Source organism: Lysinibacillus telephonicus (genome assembly GCF_039654155.1).
In the GTDB taxonomy this organism is placed as follows: Bacteria; Bacillota; Bacilli; order Bacillales_A; family Planococcaceae; genus Ureibacillus; species Ureibacillus telephonicus.
In genome coordinates, this window is record NZ_CP155468.1 from 3,404,367 (window position 1) to 3,424,062 (window position 19,696).

Sequence of the window (19,696 nt, forward strand, 5' to 3'; positions counted from 1 at the left end):
AAGCGTGTATTATTTTCTAGTTTTTAAATCAAATATTTATTTTTTTGCATACTTATTTTTTATTTTTTCATACTTAGAATGGTGGTGATAAACATGGAGGATAAAGAATTTACCCTAATCGAACATTTAACTGAACTACGGACAAGACTTATTATTATATGTAGTACCTTTTTGATCACACTAATAATCGGATTTCTTTTTGCACCTGATTTGTTACAGTTTATAAAGTCACAAGAAGCAGCTCAAAATGTTGATTGGAACGTTTTTGGCTACACTGATGGCATATCAATTTATGTGAAGTGTGCGCTATTGATTTCTATCTGTTTAACCTTGCCAATTGCAATGCATCAACTATGGTTATTTATGAAACCTGGATTAACAGAAAACGAAGCAAATAGTACTGCAACATTTATTCCTGTCGCATTCCTATTATTCTTACTTGGAGTTATATTTAGTTACTTCATCTTATTTCCACTAATGCTCAATTTTATGTCTAGTATTAATAAGTCCATTGGTGCAACAGAAACTTATGGTATGAAACAATATTTCACATTAATGTTTAATTTAATAATTCCAGTAGGATTAGTATTTGAATTGCCAGTAATTATTTTATTTCTGACCAAATTAGGGATTGTTACGCCTAGTCGTTTAAAGAAGATGAGAAAGGTTTCATATTTTATTTTGATTGTCATTGGAGTTATAATCTCACCACCCGATTTCGTATCGGACTTTTTAATTATTATTCCACTACTACTTTTATTTGAAATAAGTATTATCATTTCGGAGAAAACTTATAAGAAAGAATTCTCGAAAAGAGTACAAACTATTGAATAAACACATACAAAAATAGAGGAGAATTTCATCATGATACAATCTATAGGTGTACCGGGGTTAATCATTATACTAGTAATAGCTCTAATTCTTTTCGGACCATCTAAATTGCCTCAATTAGGACGTGCCTTTGGTCAAACATTGAGAGAGTTTAAAGATTCAACCAAGGGTGTAGTTGATGAAGTAACTGAAGAATTTAATATAGAAGAAATTAAGAAAGAAGAAAAAACAAATTAGCCATTTTCCTTTAAATAATCGTCTCCTAAAGGGAATAAGGCGAGACTGAGCTAGTTATTTAGTCGCTCAAGAAGAAAAAGCTTTAAAGCTTAATGACATGCAAACTATTCAAATCTCAGGATTGGCCCTCGCTTTCTCCGGCTTATCCACCTGACTATCGATAATGATGACGTGCTAATAACGAAAGGAGGGAAATTTTATTATGTGGAAAAAATATGTTTACACTTTTACCCTTATTAGTATATTTTTAGCAGGATGTAATGCAGAGGACGAAAATTCCGTAAATGAAGAAAGTACCGTAAATAACGAAAATGCAAACGAAATTTTAGAAGATGTCAATGAAGGTGTAGATGGAACACTAGAAGCGATTCATATAATGATAATGTAAACGGTAATGATATTAACAATGGTACTAATGGCAAAGGCGGTAAAGGTGAAGATGCTTATAATGACGCAACTCGTGGAGCTGACGGGCAAGACTTCAATAGTGAAAATGGTACAGATAATTCCGAACGTAACGACATTATAGAAAATGATAAGGAAGCTGGTCAAAATAACCGTGAATAGCAAGAAGAATTAGAAACAACATTAATTTGGCCGGATTTGACTTTTGTACGAGGAAAGGGCTGCCCAGATATGAGCAGCCCTTTTTACTATTATTTAAATATCAATTTAAACCTTTGCTCCTGTGATGATTACATTCTTATTTCTCCATACAATCACATTTCAAGTATGAAGAAGCTTTTGACAGTAACAAAGGGGCCATCTCGAAATGATTCTAAAGACGGCCATCTCTATCGAAATTTGATTGACTCTTAAACTATATACTTTTCTGCTTCAATTAACTTCTCAGCAGCTTCACGTTTTTTCTTAATGATATTATATGGATTGCTGCGAGTTAATTTACGAAGAGCAGCAAGTGTCATTTTGCCAGCATCACCTTCAACTGAAGCAAGTATCGTTTCTTTCGCCTCTTTTTCAATTTCAGCGAATGCTTCTTGGCAGAAGATTTCAGTATAAAGAATTTTTTGTTTAGACTTTTCTACACCGTCACGCTCAATTGCTTTCGCAGTCCGAATGACAGCTGATTCCATTGCATAAAGTTGGTTTGCAATATTTGCGATGTTCACTAAAACTTCCTGTTCTGCTTCAAGCTTTGTACCAAATGCTTGTGCAGCAACACCTGCAGCTAAAATACCAATTTTCTTTGCATTTTTAACAAGATATTTTTCTTGTGCTAATGGCTCATCGCCAATTTCTTCAGGCATTAACATTAATAACTCTTCCTGTAATTTTTGTGCTGCTTGAAGAAGAGGAAGCTCACCTTTTAACGCCTTTTTCATAAATGTACCTGGAACGATTAAACGGTTAATTTCATTTGTTCCTTCAAAGATACGGTTAATACGTGAGTCACGGTAAATACGCTCTACCTCATATTCAGCCATAAAGCCGTAGCCGCCATGTAATTGAACTGCTTCATCGGCAATATAATCAAGTGTTTCAGAGCCAAATACTTTAGCAATTGAACATTCAATAGCATATTCTGCTATCGCAGCAGCAATTGCTCTACCGTCTTTTTGTTCTTCAGGCGACAATTGGCTTAAACGATCCTCAAAATATCCAACTGTTCGATAATTTAAAGATTCCGATGCATATAGGTGTGAAGCCATTGTTGCAAGCTTTTCTTTTGTTAAGTTAAAGCTTGAAATCGGCGTCTTAAATTGTTGACGTTGGTTCGTATATGCAGCGGCAAGCTCAAAAGTACGTTTTGATGCCCCAACCGTACCAACACCTAATTTATAACGACCAATATTTAAAATATTAAAAGCAATTACATGACCACGTCCAACTTCACCAAGTAAATTTTCAACTGGTACCTGGGCGTCTTGTAAAATTAATGTGCGTGTAGAGGATGATTTAATTCCCATTTTCTTTTCCTCTGCACCTACAGAAACACCTGGGAATGTACGTTCAACAATGAAAGCAGAGAATTTATCGCCATCAATTTTTGCATAAACTACGAATACATCAGCAAATCCTGCATTTGTAATCCATTGCTTTTCACCATTTAAAATATAATGAGTACCTTCTTCATTTAATTTTGCAACAGTTTTTGCACCTAATGCATCTGAACCAGAACCTGGCTCTGTTAATGCATAAGCAGCAATTAATTCACCTGATGCAAGCTTCGGTAAATATTTGGATTTTTGTTCATGGTTGCCGAATAATACGATTGGCAATGATCCAATACCTACATGAGCACCGTGAGTAATAGAGAATCCACCTGCTGGCGACATTTTCTCTGCTATTAATGCTGAAGAAATTTTATCTAAACCAAGCCCTTCATACTCTTCTGGTACATCTGCAGCGAGTAATCCTAATTCACCAGCTTTTTTCAATAAGCGTACTGAATGCTCAAATTCATGATTTTCTAGGTTTTCAACTACTGGTTTAACTTCTGTTTCAACGTATCCAGCTGTAGTTTGAGCAATCATTTTTTGCTCATCAGTAAAATCTTCAGGTGTAATTACGCGCTCAATATCTACGTCTTCTATTAAAAAACTTCCGCCTTTAATAATATTTGTTGTTTGAACCATTAATAATTCCTCCCCTTTAATTTTAATAACAGATATTGTTAAGTGATAAGCTAAATTTTTACCTTTTAAAAGATTTATAGAAAAGCTTTAAGCAAAATCATTTCGGAGGCAACGTTTGATTAATTGCTTAAAGCCAATCTCCCGGATAGAATTTTTATAGTACTTCAAATACCCCGGCAGCGCCCATTCCACCGCCGATACACATTGTTACAACACCATACTTTTTACCTTGACGTCTTAATTCATTAATAAGCTTTAAAGTAAGGATGGCACCTGTTGCACCCAGAGGATGGCCTAGCGCAATAGCTCCCCCATTGACATTGACTTTATCCATGTCAATTCCTAAATGGCGGACAACTTGGATTGATTGCGATGCAAATGCTTCATTTAACTCCCATAAATCAATTTCTTCTAGAGAAAGACCTGCAATTTTTAGAGCTTTTGGAACTGCTTCAATAGGTCCAATACCCATTACTTCAGGCGGAACCCCTCCAACAGCAAAGCCTAAAAATTTCGCCATCGGGTTTAATCCTTGTGCCTCTGCTTCTTCCCTGTCCATAACAAGTACTGCTGCTGCACCATCAGATGTTTGAGAAGAGTTGCCTGCTGTTACAGAACCTTTCACATTAAAAGCTGGACGCAATTTTGCCAACCCTTCTATTGAAGTATCTAGACGCACCCCTTCATCTGTGTCGAACATAAAAGTTTTCTTTTGAAGCTTGTTATTGTCATCAACATAATGCTGTTCGACCTCAATAGGAACAATTTCTTCTTTAAACTTGCCCTCTTTAATGGCGTTTGCTGCTAGTTGATGTGATCTTAAAGCAAATGCATCCTGATCTTCCCTGCTAACCTCATAACGATTTGCAACTTCTTCGGCAGTATGCCCCATACTCATGTAGTATTGAGGAGCTTCTTCTGCTAATTTCGGATTTAAACGTACCGTATTACCAGTCATTGGAATCATACTCATTGATTCCACACCACCTGCTAGAATAGCTTTCGAATGCCCTAGCATTACACGTTCTGCTGCATAAGCGATAGCTTGTAAACCTGAAGAGCAGAACCGATTTATCGTGATCGCTGGTGTAGTATCTGGTAGACCAGCCAATGCACCAATATTTCTCGCAATATTCATCCCTTGTTCTGCTTCTGGCATTGCACAGCCCATAATTAAATCATCTATTTGCCCTTCATAGCCTGCTCTTTTTAAAGTTTCTTTCACTACAACTGCACCGAAGTCATCGGGACGTACAGTTGCTAGAGAACCTTTCTTTGCTTTGCCAATTGGTGTTCGTGCACCTGCTACAATTACGGCTTCACGCATGTTGATGTATCCCCCTTATCGATTGCTTTTACTTTTTATCTATTACGCTTTGGCTAACTAGCGTCCGGATTTCGTGTTCGTGTTTGGGTCAGCAGAATGCTGGTCGGTTAATCGTTGTCGTATGGATACGACGAACTTAATAACTTTCTTTCCCGTCTTCTTTACAAAATCACATGACTCGCCGGGGCTTTATCTTATTCAGCTTAGATTCGTACTGAATAAAGAAAGCTTACTTTAATTGCGTAATGGCTTACCTTTTACTAACATGTGCTGCATACGCTGCTGTGATTTTGGATTCGCTACAAGTTGTAAAAATGCTTCACGTTCTAGATTTAACAAATATTCTTCCGTTACTTCTGTTCCATATGGCACTAGTCCGCCTGCAATAACATAAGCCAGTTTTTTTGCAATTTTTAAATCATGCTCACTAATATAGCCAGATTGGAACATACCTTGCGCTCCCAACAACAGCGTTGCATAGCCTGGAGCTCCTACTACTTTTATTTTCTTAGGAATAGGTGCTGTATATCCTGCATCATAAAGTGCAAGGGCAGCTTGTTTTGCATCATATAGTAGGTGATCAGGATTTACTGAAATGCCGTCAGCAAAGTTTAAGAAGTTATTTTCTCTAGCTTCCTCACCTGAAGTGGAAACTTTTGCAAGAGCAATTGTTTCAAACACTTTATTTGCAATTGCTTGATAATCGATTTCTACCCCATTTGGCAACCCTTTTAAGAATTTTTCATAAAGTCCTAGATTGCCGCCGCCACCTGGTATTAATCCAACACCAACTTCGACTAATCCCATATATGTTTCAGCAGATGCTTGGATATGTGCTGCAGGTAAACACACCTCTGAACCTCCACCTAATGTCATGCCAAAAGGTGCTGCAACGACCGGCTTTTTACAATATTTAATACGACGCATTGCTTTTTGGAACGCCCTAATTGTAAAATCTAATTCAAAAATATTATCATCTTGAGCTTCCATTAAAATCATCCCAAGGTTTGCTCCAACGCAGAAGTTTTTACCTTGGTTCCCGATTACCAACCCTTTAAATTTTGCTTCTACCTCGTCGATCGCAAAATTTAGCATTTGTATAATATCAAGGCCGATTGCATTTGATTTTGAGTGGAATTCAAGTAATGCAATGCCGTCCCCTAAATCTATTAAACTAGCGCCAGAATTCGATTTAATAACGCCATGTTTTTTCTTATAACGTTTTAGATCAATTACTTTTTCATTTACTGGTACTTTTTCATATTGAGAGCCATTATAATATGCTAAATCTCCATCGACTTCTGAATAGAATGTTTCATAGCCGTTTGCTAATAATTCTTTTACCAAAGCAGGTACTTCTCTACCTTCAGATTCCATTTTTTCTACAGATTGCTTAACTCCGATTGCATCCCATAATTCAAACGGTCCTTGTGACCATCCGAAGCCCCATTTCATCGCATTATCAATTTCAACGATATTGTCAGCAATAATGCCTGTTAGCTCTGCCGAATAAATTAATGTAGGAGCAAATATATTCCATAACAGCTCGCCAACACGATCATTTGCATACACTAATGTCTTCACTTTATTTGGTAGACCTTTTACTTGCTTTGCCATTTCAATGGAGGGTGATTGCAACTTTTTCACCGGGACATATTCAAACGTAGAAGGATCAATCTCGAAAATTTCTTTTCCTTTCTTAACAAAGAAACCTTGGCCTGATTTCGCACCCAGCCATCCATTTTCAACCATCTTTTTCATGAATTCAGGCACTTCAAAAACTTTTTGTTCTTCACCTGTTGTTTGATCATATACAGTTTTTGCGACATGAACGAAAGTATCTAGACCAACAACATCTAATGTTCTAAAAGTAGCTGATTTTGGTCGACCAATTAGAGGACCTGTTACAGAATCTACTTCACCAACTGAGTAGCCACGTTCTAGCATTTCACGAAGAGTAACAAGTAAGCCATATGTTCCAATTCGATTCGCTACAAAGTTTGGTGTATCTTTTCCAATAACTACCCCTTTTCCTAATACATCCTCCGCAAACGTTTTCATGAAGGAAACTACTTCCGGCAACGTTTGCTCAGTTGGAATTACTTCTAATAATTTTAAATAGCGAGGTGGGTTAAAGAAATGTGTCCCTAAGAAATGTTTTTGAAAATCTTCAGAGCGGTTTTTTATCATCTCGTTCACACTAATACCAGAAGTGTTTGAGCTAACAATCGTTCCTGGTTTTCGAACCGCATCTACTCTCTCAAATAAATTTTGCTTTACTTCCAAGTTTTCGACTACAACTTCAATAATCCAGTCTACATCTTTTAATTTTTCTAAATCATCTTCTAAGTTCCCAACAGTAAGCAAAGCTAAGTTTTTGTTCGAAGTAAGTGGTGCAGGCTTATGTTTTAATAATTTTTGTACAGCTGAACTTGCAAAACGATTGCGAACTACGGCGTGATCTAATGTTAATCCTTTTGCTTCCTCATCTTTTGTTAATTCCTTTGGCACAATGTCTAAAATTAAAGTTGGAATTCCGATATTTGCTAAGTGTGCAGCAATACCTGAACCCATAACCCCCGAGCCTAGTACGGCTGCTTTTTGAATGTTGTAAGTCATAAGCATCCCCCTTATCCATCCTTTGAATGAATACTCATTCATTTTATGTTGAAAAAAAATAACTTTGAAGAAAATAAAAGTTTTAAACAGTTTTTCTGTTCTTAGTGTAGATGATTTTGTCAATTTTAGCAATAATTTATTTTCAATTTTCTAAAAATAAATAGGTAGCTTTAATTGTTTAATAGCTTTATAACTATTTTATGAATAGTCATTCATTAAGTCAAATTACTTTTCAAAATTTATAAAATGTGTAAACTACATGTAAGGAGTGTGATTATTAATGAAAGAAATTACTACAGAACAACAATTTAATGAAATTATTAGCACAGAAAAACCTGTAATCGTAAAATTCTTCGCTGGCTGGTGCCCTGATTGTACACGTATGAACATGTTCATTGATCCAATTATCGAGGAATATAACCAATACGACTGGTATGAAATTAATCGTGATGAATTTCCTGAACTTGCAGAAAAATACCAAGTAATGGGGATTCCGAGTTTATTAATCTTTAAAAATGGAGAAAAGTTAGCACACTTGCACAGTGCAAACGCTAAATCTCCAGAGCAAGTAATTGAGTTTTTAACTGCACAAGCGTAAGACTTAAAAAAGTCTGGTTCTTTACCACAATTAAATATCTTATATAATCTGCTCATTTTTTAGTAATGAGCAGATTTTTAATTACTTTAACTTTTCGTTATCTTTTATAGGAAAGTATTTTGTGTAAGCGCAGTTCACAATTTAAGTGGACTTCTAATTCCTCTAAGTACAATCCCCGCTCCTCTAGCGGGTTGTAATGTTATCATTCACATTTAAAATTCTAAATAATTCATCCAGTTTATTAATTTCATATGTAGGAATTACGTTAATATGATTATCTTTCTTTTTTAAGTTTACCCAGCATGTATCAATACCTGCTCTAAATCCTCCTGTAATATCCGCGCTCAATGAATCCCCAATAATTAATGTACTTTCAAGTTGAATGTCGCCAATTTTTGAAAATACATAATCAAAAAACTCCTTCATTGGTTTTTGATAATTTGTATCCTCTGAAACAAATATATTTTTAAAATATGGATATAAACCCGAATCATTCAATCTTTTATATTGAGTTTTAGATTCTCCATTTGTGACAACATATAAATCAAACTGTTGAGAAAGCCGTTTAACTAATTCAATAGCTCCATCCACTAGATGATGACCTTCAGCTAAATATTTCCGATAGTTTTTTTCTAATGCGGCTCCATCTACTTGTTTGCCGTATTGTTCAAATAGAAGAGAAAAGCGAGTATTAACTACTTCATCCCTTTCCATCTCTCCATCCTCATAGGCTTTCCACAATCGGCTATTGAGCTTTTTATATTGCTCTTTAATTTCCGGTGTTAATGTTATTTGCTGGTCCTTAAATAAATTAATTAACGCCTCTTCTTCAGTTGCACCAAAATCTAATAAAGTATCATCCAAATCGAATAATAAAGTTCTATAGTGTTTCAAAAAAAGCACCTCCAAATTTTACGCTCTTTCATTGAAAAATTAACTTAATCTAGCTCTCCATAAGTCTATTTTCATAATATCATAATCAGAAAAGAGAAAGTTTATCATGAATCTAGTAGAAACAATTAGAAGAAACTCCTAAGAGTCAAGTATGATTTTTCCTTTGGATATATGCCACATGCATTCGATAAAAGACAGACCAGGGATGCTATAATGAAGAAGTTAAAAGAGATTCAATATGGGGGTGAAAAAATTGCGTGTTTTACTTCAAGTAGCCGGGATGTCACAGTACAGCAATGAGATAGACCCACAGCTTCGCAATTCAGCTTGTGGTCCAACTACAGTTTATGTCATATTAAATTATTTACAAAGAGGCCGACAGTTTTCCGAAAATGTAAACGAACTGTATAAACTTCTTGGCGGAACAAAAATCGGCTTATTTAAATGGAGACTTATTAAAAATTTAAGAAAATATTTAGGTCCAAAATGGAATATTGCAGGCTGTACGCTTAAAGAAGCTCTTCAGCAGCTTGACGAAGGAAATCCTGTTGCGATGAAATTTGATAAATATTTTACTTGGCAATGGAAGGCTAATCCGGCTTTTAAATATCATTGGGTACCGTTAATTGGCTATGAAATAAGAAATAACGAGCTTTTTTTAATCCTTCATGATAACGGCGGACGGAATAGAGAAAGCCAAATTCGAACAGTGCGGTATGCCAATAATGAGAAAGTATTGAGCTTTGTAAAAATAGAGCCGAAGTAAATGATAAATATCAATTACTTCGGCTCTTTAAGTAGCTATACTAAGGAATACAAGCTTCGAGCATGTTTTGCTATAAGCTTAAATCCTTTTTGTTCAAGTTTTTCAAATGTTTCATTTGAATAATCAACGATTTGTAAGTCATGCAAATCTGCAGGAATTGGCATTTCTCTGTGTATTGTGGCTAGTTTAAGAGAAAGCTGCAACATTTCCATATAATCAGAAATTTTAGTACGCTGTGCAGGTTTTAACTCATCTAAATTGTTTAATACACCATCTATGGAACCATATTTCTGAATGAGCTGCAGGGCTGTTTTAGGGCCGATTCCTTTTACACCCGGATAGCCGTCACTTGAATCTCCCATAAACGCCTTTACGTCAGCAAATTGATGTGGCTCAATAACATATTCTTCTTTAAAACGCTCTTCTGTATAAACGTCATATTCTGAATAACCTTTTTTCGTAAAGGCAATTTTAGTCGTAGGGTTTAACAATTGCAATAAATCTTTATCGCCGCTTATAACTGTGATCTCCGCTTCATTTTTCCACTTTTCAATCATCGAACCAATTGTATCGTCAGCTTCCATACCAACTTCACCAAAGTTTTTCCAGCCGATCATTTCTGAAACTTCTTTTGCCATATCAAATTGTGGCAACATTTCTACTGGAGGTGCTGGTCGATTTGCCTTGTATCCGTCAAACAATTCATTGCGGAAAGTTTGAGTTCCCATATCCCAACATACTGCTAAATGTGTCGGCTTCATAATAGATTGAGCTGTCAAAACATGGCGTGCAAAACCTTGTACCCCATTCGTTGGCGTCCCATCTTCCAATCGAATAAAATGGCCCATAGCACTTGATGCGAAAAAAGAACGAAATAGCAATGCCATTCCATCAACTACTAAAAGATGTGGTTTATTTGTCATTTTCATAATCCTCTCTAATTCTAGTCCTATTATTATAACATCTCTAAATTAGAAATGATGGTAAAGGTACTTATAAATAATTGGAAACAATTAAAGAGTTCATTATTTTTTCAGTTTATATGTTCTACCTGTCAAACTATTTATTTGCAGCAGTATATTACTAAAGCGGGATTTCGTTATATATCCTGAATAAACATTGACAACATTTCCCCCAAAGTTTTCATTTAAATCCTTGAGCAAGCTGATGTCTCGTAAATCCCCAAAATCATAAACTTTATAACCTAAGCGCTGAAATCGCTTCATATTTTCCCAGCAAAGGTAATAGTATGCATTTTTAAAAGCTTCATTTTCTTCTTGTAAAGACTGGCCTGTCGTATATAAAGACATGACATTTTGTCCATCTACAGCATAAACACGATAACATAAAGTATTGTTATCATCGGTTACCTTCGTTATTATAAGTCCATTTTTATCTCGAAGAAGTATTAATGTCTGTAAAGCGTAGCGGTTTATTTTTTGTATTTTGTTTTGTGCAGCATAAACATTATAAAACCGTTGAAACTCAATAATTTGATCATTGGAAGGTTGTTGGATGATTGAAACAGCCCAATCATTCGCTTTGATGTTTTGTATTACATTCTTTATAGTGGAAGACATCTCTGCAAACAATAATTGTTCATTTTTTCTTAAATCAATGTGGATAGTTTGCTGTTTTTGGAGCTGACGACTAGGCTTTAGTCGATGTGTATAATTAATTACTTTCGGTACATACCGACTTTCACTCTTTAGTTCATAAAAAAATACTTCGTTAAAAGGCAATGCAAGAAACTTTCTACTTATTTGCAACATTAATTACACTCCTTTGTTTTCTATTTTTTTCTATTAGTGAAAGCTTTTAAAATCTATGGCTTTATACTTTTCTATATTATTTATTGATTAGAAATATACTTAATTTCAAAAAAGTTATTTTAAATAATTGCACAAATATGTAAGTTGGTAAAAATAAGTATTATATTTTAATAACAAAAATAGCAGTCATATTACCTGGGAAATATTTAATGTATTGAAAGAACAATATTTAACGGACTCAAATAATAGCTATTATATTTAGCAATATAATGAAAATATTCTTCAAGAATATCATTACCATTATTTACTAACTTTTATACTCATTAATAAAATTTATAATGATGTATTGCAATTGCTTTTTTTCAATATACTTTTTGGATAATTAATCGCATTGTCATCTGTTACAAAATGGAAGTTTTAGTGGTTGAATGGTATAATGAAGTTGTAGCAAAACTGAGGTTTCGAGGGTGGTTGGCACATCTTTTGCTTTCCAATTAACTCACAACTTGTGAGCGGAAAGGAGATGATGCCGATGATGACAGTTTATGAAGTGTTGATAATTTCTATAAGTTTTTCATCGCTTGTAGTTGCAATACTTTCGCTGTCGTTTACTTTTTCAAAGAGAAAGTAAAAACCACCCCAGATACCTTTAGCGCAGGGTAGGGATGGTTTTTTAATCGCCTTGTGCCAATCGCCTTGAAGCGATTAGTTTTGTTACAAGACCGTTTAGTGTGTCCAGCACTATCGGTCTTTTTATTTTTCGATTATTTCACTTGAATTATAACACACAATTTATAATATTCAAATTATGGAAATTAAACACTTTCATTAAAAAATATTTAGTCTAAGTTACTCCATTTTTTTTATATCTCGAATTGCCTGGATGGATAATCGTACAAGCAATACCGCGCAAAGGAACAATCCTAAATAGGCTGCTGCATTTAGATAAATTGCATAAGCAGTATTAATAAATTGCGAAATGGCTAATAGTGCTACCGATATAATCCCAAATGTAATTCCGACTAATAACAAGATAAATTTTGAAAATAATTGAGTAATGAATTTCGCATTATTTTTATCTGAAAAAATATCATGGTGTAAAATAACCTTGCCATCCTCCACACGCTTAAACAATTGATCTACTCTTCGCGGGATTTTTCGCAAATTCGGTATGATTAACGAAAGTTCCTCTTCTAGCCTATCTTTTGTAGCAAGTGGTTCTTTAAAAGGCTTTTTAAATGCCAGCTTTAAATAGCGATTTGAAAACAATTTCGATTCCTCAAATATATTAAATGAAGAATCTATAATTCTTAGTGTGCCATCCAATGTAACAATTACACGCAATGCTACGCTAACTGATGGGTAAAATTGGAGGCCAAAGTCGCGAATTACTGTGAAAATTGAGTAAACTAACTCATCAGCTTGAACACGACCAACATAGGAAATTTTCAGCAATATTTGACTTATTGCCTGCTCTAATTCATTTCTGTCAACATCTGCTTTATTTTTTACTAATAATGATATGCCATCAAATAAAATGGAAGCATCACTTTGTTGTATTCCTATAAAGAATAATTTTAATCCTTCCTGTTGAGAGGATGACAGCCGACAAACTGCACCAAAATCAAGCAATGTAATTTCACCTGTGTCCACATCAACATAAATGTTCCCTGGATGAGGGTCTGCATGGAAAATTCCGGATACTAGTGCTTGTTCTAAATATGAAAAGAATAAGGTTTCCGCAATAGCTGAACAATTGATATGATCCAGCTGTTGCTTACTTGCAACACTTACCCCCTTTGCAAAACTCATAACAAGTAAATTTTCATTACTATATTGCTCATATACTTTAGGAATATTAACTTTTAAATCGCTTCGTTTCATAACATTACTGATTTGAATCATATTGCGGGCTTCAATATTAAAATCAATTTCCTCCCGCAATGATGCTGCAAAACCTTCAGCCAAATCCCGAAAACCAAGATTTTCGGCCCATTGAGATTTACTCGTTACCCATTTTGCAAATTCTATTAATATACTTAAATCCTCCCGCATAATCTCCTTCACTTCAGGTCGCAGCAATTTGACGACAACTTGTTCATTCGTTTTACGCAAAATTGCTTTATGAACTTGGCCAATTGAAGCTGCTGCAATCGGGGTCATCTTAAAATAAGAAAATACTTCATTCACTTCTCCTGGCAAGTTTTGTTGTAAAATGTCATTCACCTGTTTTTCTGTAAGAGGCGTAACATTTTGTTGTAATTTCTCAAGCTCTTCGATGAAAATAGGTGAAAATAATTCCTTCCTTGTAGATAGCACTTGACCAAATTTAATAAATATTCCCCCACATTGCTCAAGTGTATCTCTTAACGCAATCGCTAATTCTCTATCAGAATCTCGATTTCTTGCATATTTCATCGTTCTTGTAATGCCATTTGTTACGGCAATTTTTAGTACATTTCGCAACCGTTTTTGATGACGCCAGTAGCCAATCATGCGCATAATAAGGGATTTTTTCCCGACGGTTTGTTCATTAGTGATTGGATCAAATAACTCGAAAAATAAATATATGAGCATAGTAATAAGTAACATACTACCAATCCATAACAAAGTGGCGACACTAACAACACTATTTACAGTATCGAAAGAGTTATTTGTTCCTCTTAAATATGTATACCAGAAAATAAAAGTTGTGAATGAGACACTAATAACAACTGAAAATATTCGCTTTATTAGATTTACATTTGATCCTATTAATCGTCCACTTACAAAATAGATTACTATGGAAACAAGTAATATTTGAACGATTTGTTGAAAAAAATACATTCCCCTCACTCACTTTCTCGTTAACGTATTTTGTCTTTTACTTTTTTATTGAACAATTAATGATGATTTCAACATTCCCTCTTAATGCTTTACTGATCATACAGCTTTGCTCTGCTTTATATGCTAATTTTTCCGCTATTCGAACATTTTTATCTAAATCCTCTTGCAAAAAAATTGTTATATTGTGGATAATCTTTTTGTATGTATATATATTATTCGAAGTATGGACAATTCCCTCTGATTGAAGAGAAAGGCTTGCTTTTATTTTCGAATATTCCAGCATCGTTGCAAGCGAGATTATATAGCAAGTAGCTGCAGCACCAAGCAGCATTTCATCAGGATTTGTCCCAATTCCAGGGCCGTTCATTTCTTTTGGAATGGATACCGCTGTATTTAACTGTCCACATTTTATTTTACCAGAATCATTTCTTCCCCCATCCCAAGTACTTTCAAGTCTAAATACGTGTTCAACAACATCCATTGCTTGTATCCCTCCATCGTTACTAAAATATTCTTTACTGCTACTATACCATTACTAAAAGTATTGAAAAAAAGAAAAGACTATAAAGAAAAACAGAGGCATCTTTTACAGGATGTCTGTAAAATGTGTCCTTGTGTTTCTAAACATTATTCATCAATTCTATATTCATATTTAATAAAAAGGGACCATCTCATTTGTGAAACGGTCCCCCATACATTATATACAGATAAATGTTTATGATAATTCTATCGTCTCAATAGTTGGTTCTTCATCAATTCCTACTGAGTGAATCTTAATCTCATTTGAATCTTTGGCAAAAACTACTCCGTGAAGGCGGCCACGCTCATAGATTGCCCCTCCTCCATCGATGCCAATTTTCTTACTGCAAGGTGATATCCATACTTTGCTTGACTTATCTTCATTAATCAAAATGGTTGGTGTGTGTCCAAAAACAACAATTTCCTTTGCTAAATGTGGTGTAGAGTAAAATTCTTCTCTAACCCAATAAAAATCGTCTTTTTTTGTATCCCTAAAATTTTCAACCTTTGCGTCAATACCCGCATGAACAAAGAGGAATGGATCCCAATGATAGAAACGTCTTAAATTTTTAAGAAATTGAATGATTTCAACATTATTTTCTTGAATCGTTTCTGTAATTTCATTTACAGAATATCTATCCAATATTTGATTAAAGGAAGGCTCCGAGTAAAAACTTTGAATAGTAGCAGCGCCTCCAACCTTTGGGTTAAAGTAAAATTCAGAAATTTCTTCTGGTTTTTCTAACCAATTTAAAAATAGTTGCTCGTGATTTCCACTCAAAGTAATTGCATCAAAGTCTTTTGAAAGCTGAATGACTTTTTGCAAAACCTTTACACTATCAGGACCACGATCAATATAATCTCCTAAGAAAACTAATTGTTCTTCCTCTTGATTCCAGTATTGGAGCAGCCGCTCTAACAATTCGTAACTTCCATGAATGTCACCAATTGCAAATACTTTATCCATTCCCACACCCCATTTTGCTTAACAACAAATTAATTTATTTCATCTACTTGTAATAATATGTAATATTATACTATTTTGCTTCCGGCTTCAAAACTAAACCCCTTTTTTTAAAAAAGCAATTTCTACATTTAGCTCCACAGCCAACAACAACTCATTATCACTTGTCTTACTGGCCACATAGTCGTAGATTTTTCTGATTCCCTATGGCTTTGACATGACGGTTTTTCCTAATAATTTAATAAAAAAATTATACCTGTTACATAATGGTTTCTTTTCTAATAGACAAATGTAAAAATTAATTGTATAATAAAGATAATAATTATATTGCTTCATATCTAATGAATTCACATGTTACAAAAAGTAATCGTGATCGTTCGGTACTTTTTGTAATGTGTGAATTTTTTTAGTATTTGGAAGTAATTAGTTATTGATTAAATTTTTTGGAGGTCTTTTAAAATGACACAAGGTACAGTAAAATGGTTTAACTCAGAAAAAGGTTTTGGATTCATCGAAGTTGAAGGTGGAAACGACGTATTCGTACACTTCTCAGCTATCCAAGGCGAAGGTTTCAAATCTTTAGAAGAAGGTCAAAAAGTTGAATTCACAGTTGAAGAAGGAAACCGCGGACCACAAGCTTCTAACGTTGTAAAACTTTAATTTAAAATGAAAAGGCCATCCGAAATTCGGATGGCCTTTTATTTAAATATTTCTTTAATTAATCCATAGTAATGTGATTGAATACTACACTGTATTATTTTGTATTCATCTATGATGCGTTTGCAGTTTTCCTTTATGCTCTCAAATGGGGTTGGCTTGCTTATCAAAAAGCCTTGAACTGCATCACACTCGCTGTTTAGCAAATAATTAAATTGCTCCATTTTTTCAATTCCTTCTGCAACAACTTGCAAATTTAAATGCTTTGCCATTGAAATTATCATATCTAATAATGGTTCTTGTGCGTTTTCATCGACTTTTTTTACAAATTCTCGATCAATTTTTAAGCAATCAATTGGCAAATCCCTTAAGTACGCGAGTGATGAGTATCCCTTCCCGAAATCATCTAAAGCAATAGAAACCCCCAGCTTTTTTAAATCGTGCAAAATTGGCAACACATATTTAGTATTCATCGTCATACTTTCTGTTATTTCTAACTGTAAATACTCAGGAGCTAATTTTGTCGCTTCTAAAATATTTTCAACTATTTGAACAAAATTATCCTGAACAAGTTGCTTCCTTGATAAATTTACAGCTACTTTTATAGGTCGTTGAATTAGCTGTTGCAATTCCATTGTTTGACGACATGCTGTTTCTAAAACCCACTTTCCAATAGGAACAATTAACCCTGATTCCTCAGCAAGTGGAATAAAGTCAGCTGGAGGGATCAACCCCTTCTCCGGATGTTTCCATCTTACAAGAGCCTCCATCGAAATTAACTGTTTAGTTTTTAAATTTAACTGGGGCTGATAATAAAGATGTAATTCTTTATTTTGAACTGCTTTATATAAATCATTTTCTAATTTTAATTGCTCTTCTCTTTTCAATAGCATTGACGGCTTATAAAATCCTATATGTTCAAGAGTATTTGTTGCTTCCAACATTGCTAATTGCGCTGATTTAACTAAATTCTCTTCGATTTGCACGTTTTCAGGGTACATGGCAACACCAATATTTATACTTATATTGAATGAATAATGATGTATATCAAATGGCTGTGCCATTATTTCAATAAGCTTATTACAAAATGATTCTATAACTGATTGATCATTTTGGTTTTCAATAAGCAATACAAACTGATCTTCATGCAATTTCCCAATAAAGTAGTCGTTTGGTAAATGCTGTCGCAATCGTTCTGCAATCATTTTTAATAAATAATTTGAGCAACTATACCCTATTGAAGATTTAATCGCTTGCAATCTATTGATATCAATTACGAGAACTGCTTTTTCTGTTGTTTTTTCTTTAACTTTTTCTAAAAGCAATCGTTCATTTGGCAGTTTTGTAATGCCGTCATAAAAAGTTAAATAATACTTTTCGTTCTCGGCTTTTTTTAAACTCTTTTCTGTATCTTCCAACTTTTGAACGACATCTTGCGGCAGTAATTTCACAGAGGAAACTAACCATATTTGTGCAATAATAACTAACGAAAAAATGATGCCATAAATGCTTGTTAGTTGAATATTTAATAATATAAATATCATTAACGTAATTAAAATAATGCTCACCAATATATAGATCAATTTATTTCTAAACCAATAAAAATAACTATTATTTATTCCCATTATTTTCTCCTTAGTTATATATCAAAATCACTAAACAAATAGAGATATATTTATAGGTACATAGCAATAATGAAATATTATCATCTATAGTTATTTTTATTTAACTACATAAGTTTGACCCATTATTTTTTTGTGCATTATTTTATACTATTGATTTTATGCTTTAGTACTCATCGTTTTATTAATTAACTGATCTAGGTCTTTTTTATATTTTTCATAAATTGATTGATGCCCCAAAGTTTGGAAAATAGTAAACGCTTTGTTACACTTTTCTATTCCTTTAGAAATTGAATGATCGATAATATCAATCATTCCTTCATAGAAAATAATTAATGTCTGCTCAAAAAATTGAGAGCTTTCTGTAAAATATTTTTTTGCTGCCTCCAATACTATCCTCGAATATTGGTAGCCTTCATATTTAATACTAAATTCTAGAAGATTGAAAAATAAATAACTCATTATTTTAGTATCTGAATTAAAATCATTAAACTTTTCTGCTCGATTCAATAAATTTTTTGTCATTAAAAAGGCCGTTGATGGAGGGAAGAGAAAAATAAAGTTATTTAAAATAACTAACTCATAATAACTCCAATCGTCGATACTTAATAAATAATCAGAAATTTCATTAATATATTCTTCTTTAATACTATTAAGCTCAAATCCATTTTCGATACAATGACATAAAATATATAAATGTCTTAGAAAAATATCTCCGTTACCCTCATATTTTTCTCTTATTCCCTTTTTCATGATTGATATTTCATTAATCTTGTTTGCATAATACAACTTTAAGACATAATTAAATTCATTCATTTTTGATGCAATTTTGTAGTCATTTTTCATATAAAAAAACTCATTGTATGTAACATTACAATAATCAAGTATTTCTGTAAGTTTATCTGAGGAAATGCTATTTTTACCCGATTCAATTCGGGCAATATATGGACGAGTCATATTAATCGCATCTGCAAGTTGTTGTTGTGTAATGTTTTTATTTTTACGAATTTTTCTAATAACTTGCCCTATTTCCATGTTATCTGTCCCCCTGTTTAAAATTATGTATAATTTAGTTTACATTATATTTTTATATTTTCCTTTTCTATTACAATTTAATCAAATAGTATAAAAGGAGGATTGAGGAAACTATGAAAAAGTACTCTACAATCACTAAGCTTTTATTTGCAGTTACTCTAGTTGCTGCAGGAACAGTAGTAGAACCTCTTATTTGGTTAGTAGGCTTCTAAATTTTTAAAATTATTCTATTACCTTTTTACGCAAATCAATTATTTTTTCCCCCTATTATGTAGGGGACTTTTTTTATTTCTATTATACATGATAAAAAGGTACTATAATTTCCATTATACGAATTTTCCCAATACTTTTACATAATTAAGTTTCTAATATTTCATAAGTACCAATAAAAACTCACTAGTATATTTATGAACTAAATTCTAGAAATTTTTT

General features: G+C 33.5%; 17 protein-coding genes. 6 read left to right on the top strand and 11 right to left on the bottom strand.

The window, feature by feature from the left end; all coding sequences use genetic code 11:
• The first annotated feature begins 93 nt into the window (after nucleotides 1-93).
• The 3 genes from tatC (at nucleotide 94) to MKY04_RS16545 (ending at nucleotide 1,456) form a co-directional block, all read left to right on the top strand.
• Nucleotides 94-834 carry a twin-arginine translocase subunit TatC gene (gene tatC, locus MKY04_RS16535; protein ID WP_346234762.1) on the top strand — a complete coding sequence of 247 codons (741 nt, stop codon included), beginning with the start codon at nucleotides 94-96 and terminating at the stop codon, nucleotides 832-834.
• A gap of 30 nt (nucleotides 835-864) precedes the next feature.
• On the top strand, nucleotides 865-1,068 hold the full coding sequence (gene tatA / locus MKY04_RS16540; protein ID WP_346234763.1) for a twin-arginine translocase TatA/TatE family subunit: 204 nt from the start codon (nucleotides 865-867) through the stop codon (nucleotides 1,066-1,068).
• A 202-nt stretch (nucleotides 1,069-1,270) separates the two neighbouring features.
• On the top strand, nucleotides 1,271-1,456 hold the full coding sequence (locus MKY04_RS16545; protein ID WP_346234764.1) for a hypothetical protein: 186 nt from the start codon (nucleotides 1,271-1,273) through the stop codon (nucleotides 1,454-1,456).
• 427 nt (nucleotides 1,457-1,883) lie between these two features.
• On the opposite strand, the gene MKY04_RS16550 is transcribed toward MKY04_RS16545, so the two are convergent.
• From MKY04_RS16550 to MKY04_RS16560, 3 genes are all read right to left on the bottom strand, one after another.
• Nucleotides 1,884-3,665 carry an acyl-CoA dehydrogenase family protein gene (locus MKY04_RS16550; protein ID WP_346234765.1) on the bottom strand — a complete coding sequence of 594 codons (1,782 nt, stop codon included), beginning with the start codon at nucleotides 3,663-3,665 and terminating at the stop codon, nucleotides 1,884-1,886.
• A gap of 154 nt (nucleotides 3,666-3,819) precedes the next feature.
• Complete coding sequence (locus MKY04_RS16555; protein ID WP_346234766.1) at nucleotides 3,820-4,992, bottom strand: acetyl-CoA C-acetyltransferase; 1,173 nt, start codon at nucleotides 4,990-4,992, stop codon at nucleotides 3,820-3,822.
• A 234-nt stretch (nucleotides 4,993-5,226) separates the two neighbouring features.
• Nucleotides 5,227-7,611: a 3-hydroxyacyl-CoA dehydrogenase/enoyl-CoA hydratase family protein gene (locus tag MKY04_RS16560; protein WP_346234767.1), complete on the bottom strand. Its 2,385-nt coding sequence runs from the start codon at nucleotides 7,609-7,611 to the stop codon at nucleotides 5,227-5,229.
• A gap of 280 nt (nucleotides 7,612-7,891) precedes the next feature.
• On the opposite strand from MKY04_RS16560, the gene MKY04_RS16565 reads away from it, so the two are divergent.
• Nucleotides 7,892-8,209: a thioredoxin family protein gene (locus MKY04_RS16565; RefSeq protein ID WP_346234768.1), complete on the top strand. Its 318-nt coding sequence runs from the start codon at nucleotides 7,892-7,894 to the stop codon at nucleotides 8,207-8,209.
• Nucleotides 8,210-8,392: 183 nt separating this feature from the next.
• Here the strand turns inward: MKY04_RS16565 and MKY04_RS16570 are convergent, their stop codons facing one another.
• A complete protein-coding gene (locus MKY04_RS16570) occupies nucleotides 8,393-9,103 on the bottom strand; it encodes a YjjG family noncanonical pyrimidine nucleotidase (protein WP_126294302.1) in 711 nt (236 codons plus the stop codon).
• Between the two features lie 253 nt (nucleotides 9,104-9,356).
• Between MKY04_RS16570 and MKY04_RS16575 the strand changes: the two genes are divergently transcribed.
• Nucleotides 9,357-9,869 carry a C39 family peptidase gene (locus tag MKY04_RS16575; RefSeq protein ID WP_246020291.1) on the top strand — a complete coding sequence of 171 codons (513 nt, stop codon included), beginning with the start codon at nucleotides 9,357-9,359 and terminating at the stop codon, nucleotides 9,867-9,869.
• 35 nt (nucleotides 9,870-9,904) lie between these two features.
• Here the strand turns inward: MKY04_RS16575 and MKY04_RS16580 are convergent, their stop codons facing one another.
• The 5 genes from MKY04_RS16580 to MKY04_RS16600 form a co-directional block, all read right to left on the bottom strand.
• On the bottom strand, nucleotides 9,905-10,792 hold the full coding sequence (locus MKY04_RS16580; RefSeq protein ID WP_346234769.1) for a 5'-3' exonuclease: 888 nt from the start codon (nucleotides 10,790-10,792) through the stop codon (nucleotides 9,905-9,907).
• A 102-nt stretch (nucleotides 10,793-10,894) separates the two neighbouring features.
• Entirely contained in the window at nucleotides 10,895-11,641 is a 747-nt protein-coding gene (locus MKY04_RS16585) for a hypothetical protein (protein WP_126294304.1), read from the bottom strand.
• Nucleotides 11,642-12,490: 849 nt separating this feature from the next.
• A complete protein-coding gene (locus MKY04_RS16590) occupies nucleotides 12,491-14,467 on the bottom strand; it encodes an ABC1 kinase family protein (RefSeq protein WP_126294305.1) in 1,977 nt (658 codons plus the stop codon).
• A 37-nt stretch (nucleotides 14,468-14,504) separates the two neighbouring features.
• Nucleotides 14,505-14,948, bottom strand: a complete 444-nt coding sequence (locus tag MKY04_RS16595) for an SACOL1771 family peroxiredoxin (protein ID WP_126294306.1) — start codon at nucleotides 14,946-14,948, stop codon at nucleotides 14,505-14,507.
• A 234-nt stretch (nucleotides 14,949-15,182) separates the two neighbouring features.
• Nucleotides 15,183-15,953: a metallophosphoesterase gene (locus MKY04_RS16600; RefSeq protein ID WP_126294307.1), complete on the bottom strand. Its 771-nt coding sequence runs from the start codon at nucleotides 15,951-15,953 to the stop codon at nucleotides 15,183-15,185.
• Between the two features lie 456 nt (nucleotides 15,954-16,409).
• Here MKY04_RS16600 and MKY04_RS16605 point away from each other — a divergent pair, with 456 nt between their 5' ends.
• The gene (locus tag MKY04_RS16605; protein WP_126294308.1) at nucleotides 16,410-16,610 is read left to right on the top strand and encodes a cold-shock protein; all 201 of its coding nucleotides are present in this window, start codon (nucleotides 16,410-16,412) and stop codon (nucleotides 16,608-16,610) included.
• 38 nt (nucleotides 16,611-16,648) lie between these two features.
• Here MKY04_RS16605 and MKY04_RS16610 read toward each other — a convergent pair whose 3' ends face one another.
• Nucleotides 16,649-18,232 carry a putative bifunctional diguanylate cyclase/phosphodiesterase gene (locus MKY04_RS16610; protein WP_126295216.1) on the bottom strand — a complete coding sequence of 528 codons (1,584 nt, stop codon included), beginning with the start codon at nucleotides 18,230-18,232 and terminating at the stop codon, nucleotides 16,649-16,651.
• Between the two features lie 156 nt (nucleotides 18,233-18,388).
• On the bottom strand, nucleotides 18,389-19,264 hold the full coding sequence (locus MKY04_RS16615; RefSeq protein WP_126295215.1) for a helix-turn-helix domain-containing protein: 876 nt from the start codon (nucleotides 19,262-19,264) through the stop codon (nucleotides 18,389-18,391).
• Nucleotides 19,265-19,696: the final 432 nt, after the last annotated feature.

Coding starts and splice junctions, on each gene's coding strand:
- tatC (WP_346234762.1), top strand. CDS start 94: ATGGAGGATAAAGAATTTACCCTAATCGAACATTTAACTGAACTACGG.
- tatA (WP_346234763.1), top strand. CDS start 865: ATGATACAATCTATAGGTGTACCGGGGTTAATCATTATACTAGTAATA.
- MKY04_RS16545 (WP_346234764.1), top strand. CDS start 1,271: ATGTGGAAAAAATATGTTTACACTTTTACCCTTATTAGTATATTTTTA.
- MKY04_RS16550 (WP_346234765.1), bottom strand. CDS start 3,665: ATGGTTCAAACAACAAATATTATTAAAGGCGGAAGTTTTTTAATAGAA.
- MKY04_RS16555 (WP_346234766.1), bottom strand. CDS start 4,992: ATGCGTGAAGCCGTAATTGTAGCAGGTGCACGAACACCAATTGGCAAA.
- MKY04_RS16560 (WP_346234767.1), bottom strand. CDS start 7,611: ATGACTTACAACATTCAAAAAGCAGCCGTACTAGGCTCGGGGGTTATG.
- MKY04_RS16565 (WP_346234768.1), top strand. CDS start 7,892: ATGAAAGAAATTACTACAGAACAACAATTTAATGAAATTATTAGCACA.
- MKY04_RS16580 (WP_346234769.1), bottom strand. CDS start 10,792: ATGACAAATAAACCACATCTTTTAGTAGTTGATGGAATGGCATTGCTA.
- MKY04_RS16585 (WP_126294304.1), bottom strand. CDS start 11,641: ATGTTGCAAATAAGTAGAAAGTTTCTTGCATTGCCTTTTAACGAAGTA.
- MKY04_RS16590 (WP_126294305.1), bottom strand. CDS start 14,467: ATGTATTTTTTTCAACAAATCGTTCAAATATTACTTGTTTCCATAGTA.
- MKY04_RS16595 (WP_126294306.1), bottom strand. CDS start 14,948: ATGGATGTTGTTGAACACGTATTTAGACTTGAAAGTACTTGGGATGGG.
- MKY04_RS16600 (WP_126294307.1), bottom strand. CDS start 15,953: ATGGATAAAGTATTTGCAATTGGTGACATTCATGGAAGTTACGAATTG.
- MKY04_RS16605 (WP_126294308.1), top strand. CDS start 16,410: ATGACACAAGGTACAGTAAAATGGTTTAACTCAGAAAAAGGTTTTGGA.
- MKY04_RS16610 (WP_126295216.1), bottom strand. CDS start 18,232: ATGGGAATAAATAATAGTTATTTTTATTGGTTTAGAAATAAATTGATC.
- MKY04_RS16615 (WP_126295215.1), bottom strand. CDS start 19,264: ATGGAAATAGGGCAAGTTATTAGAAAAATTCGTAAAAATAAAAACATT.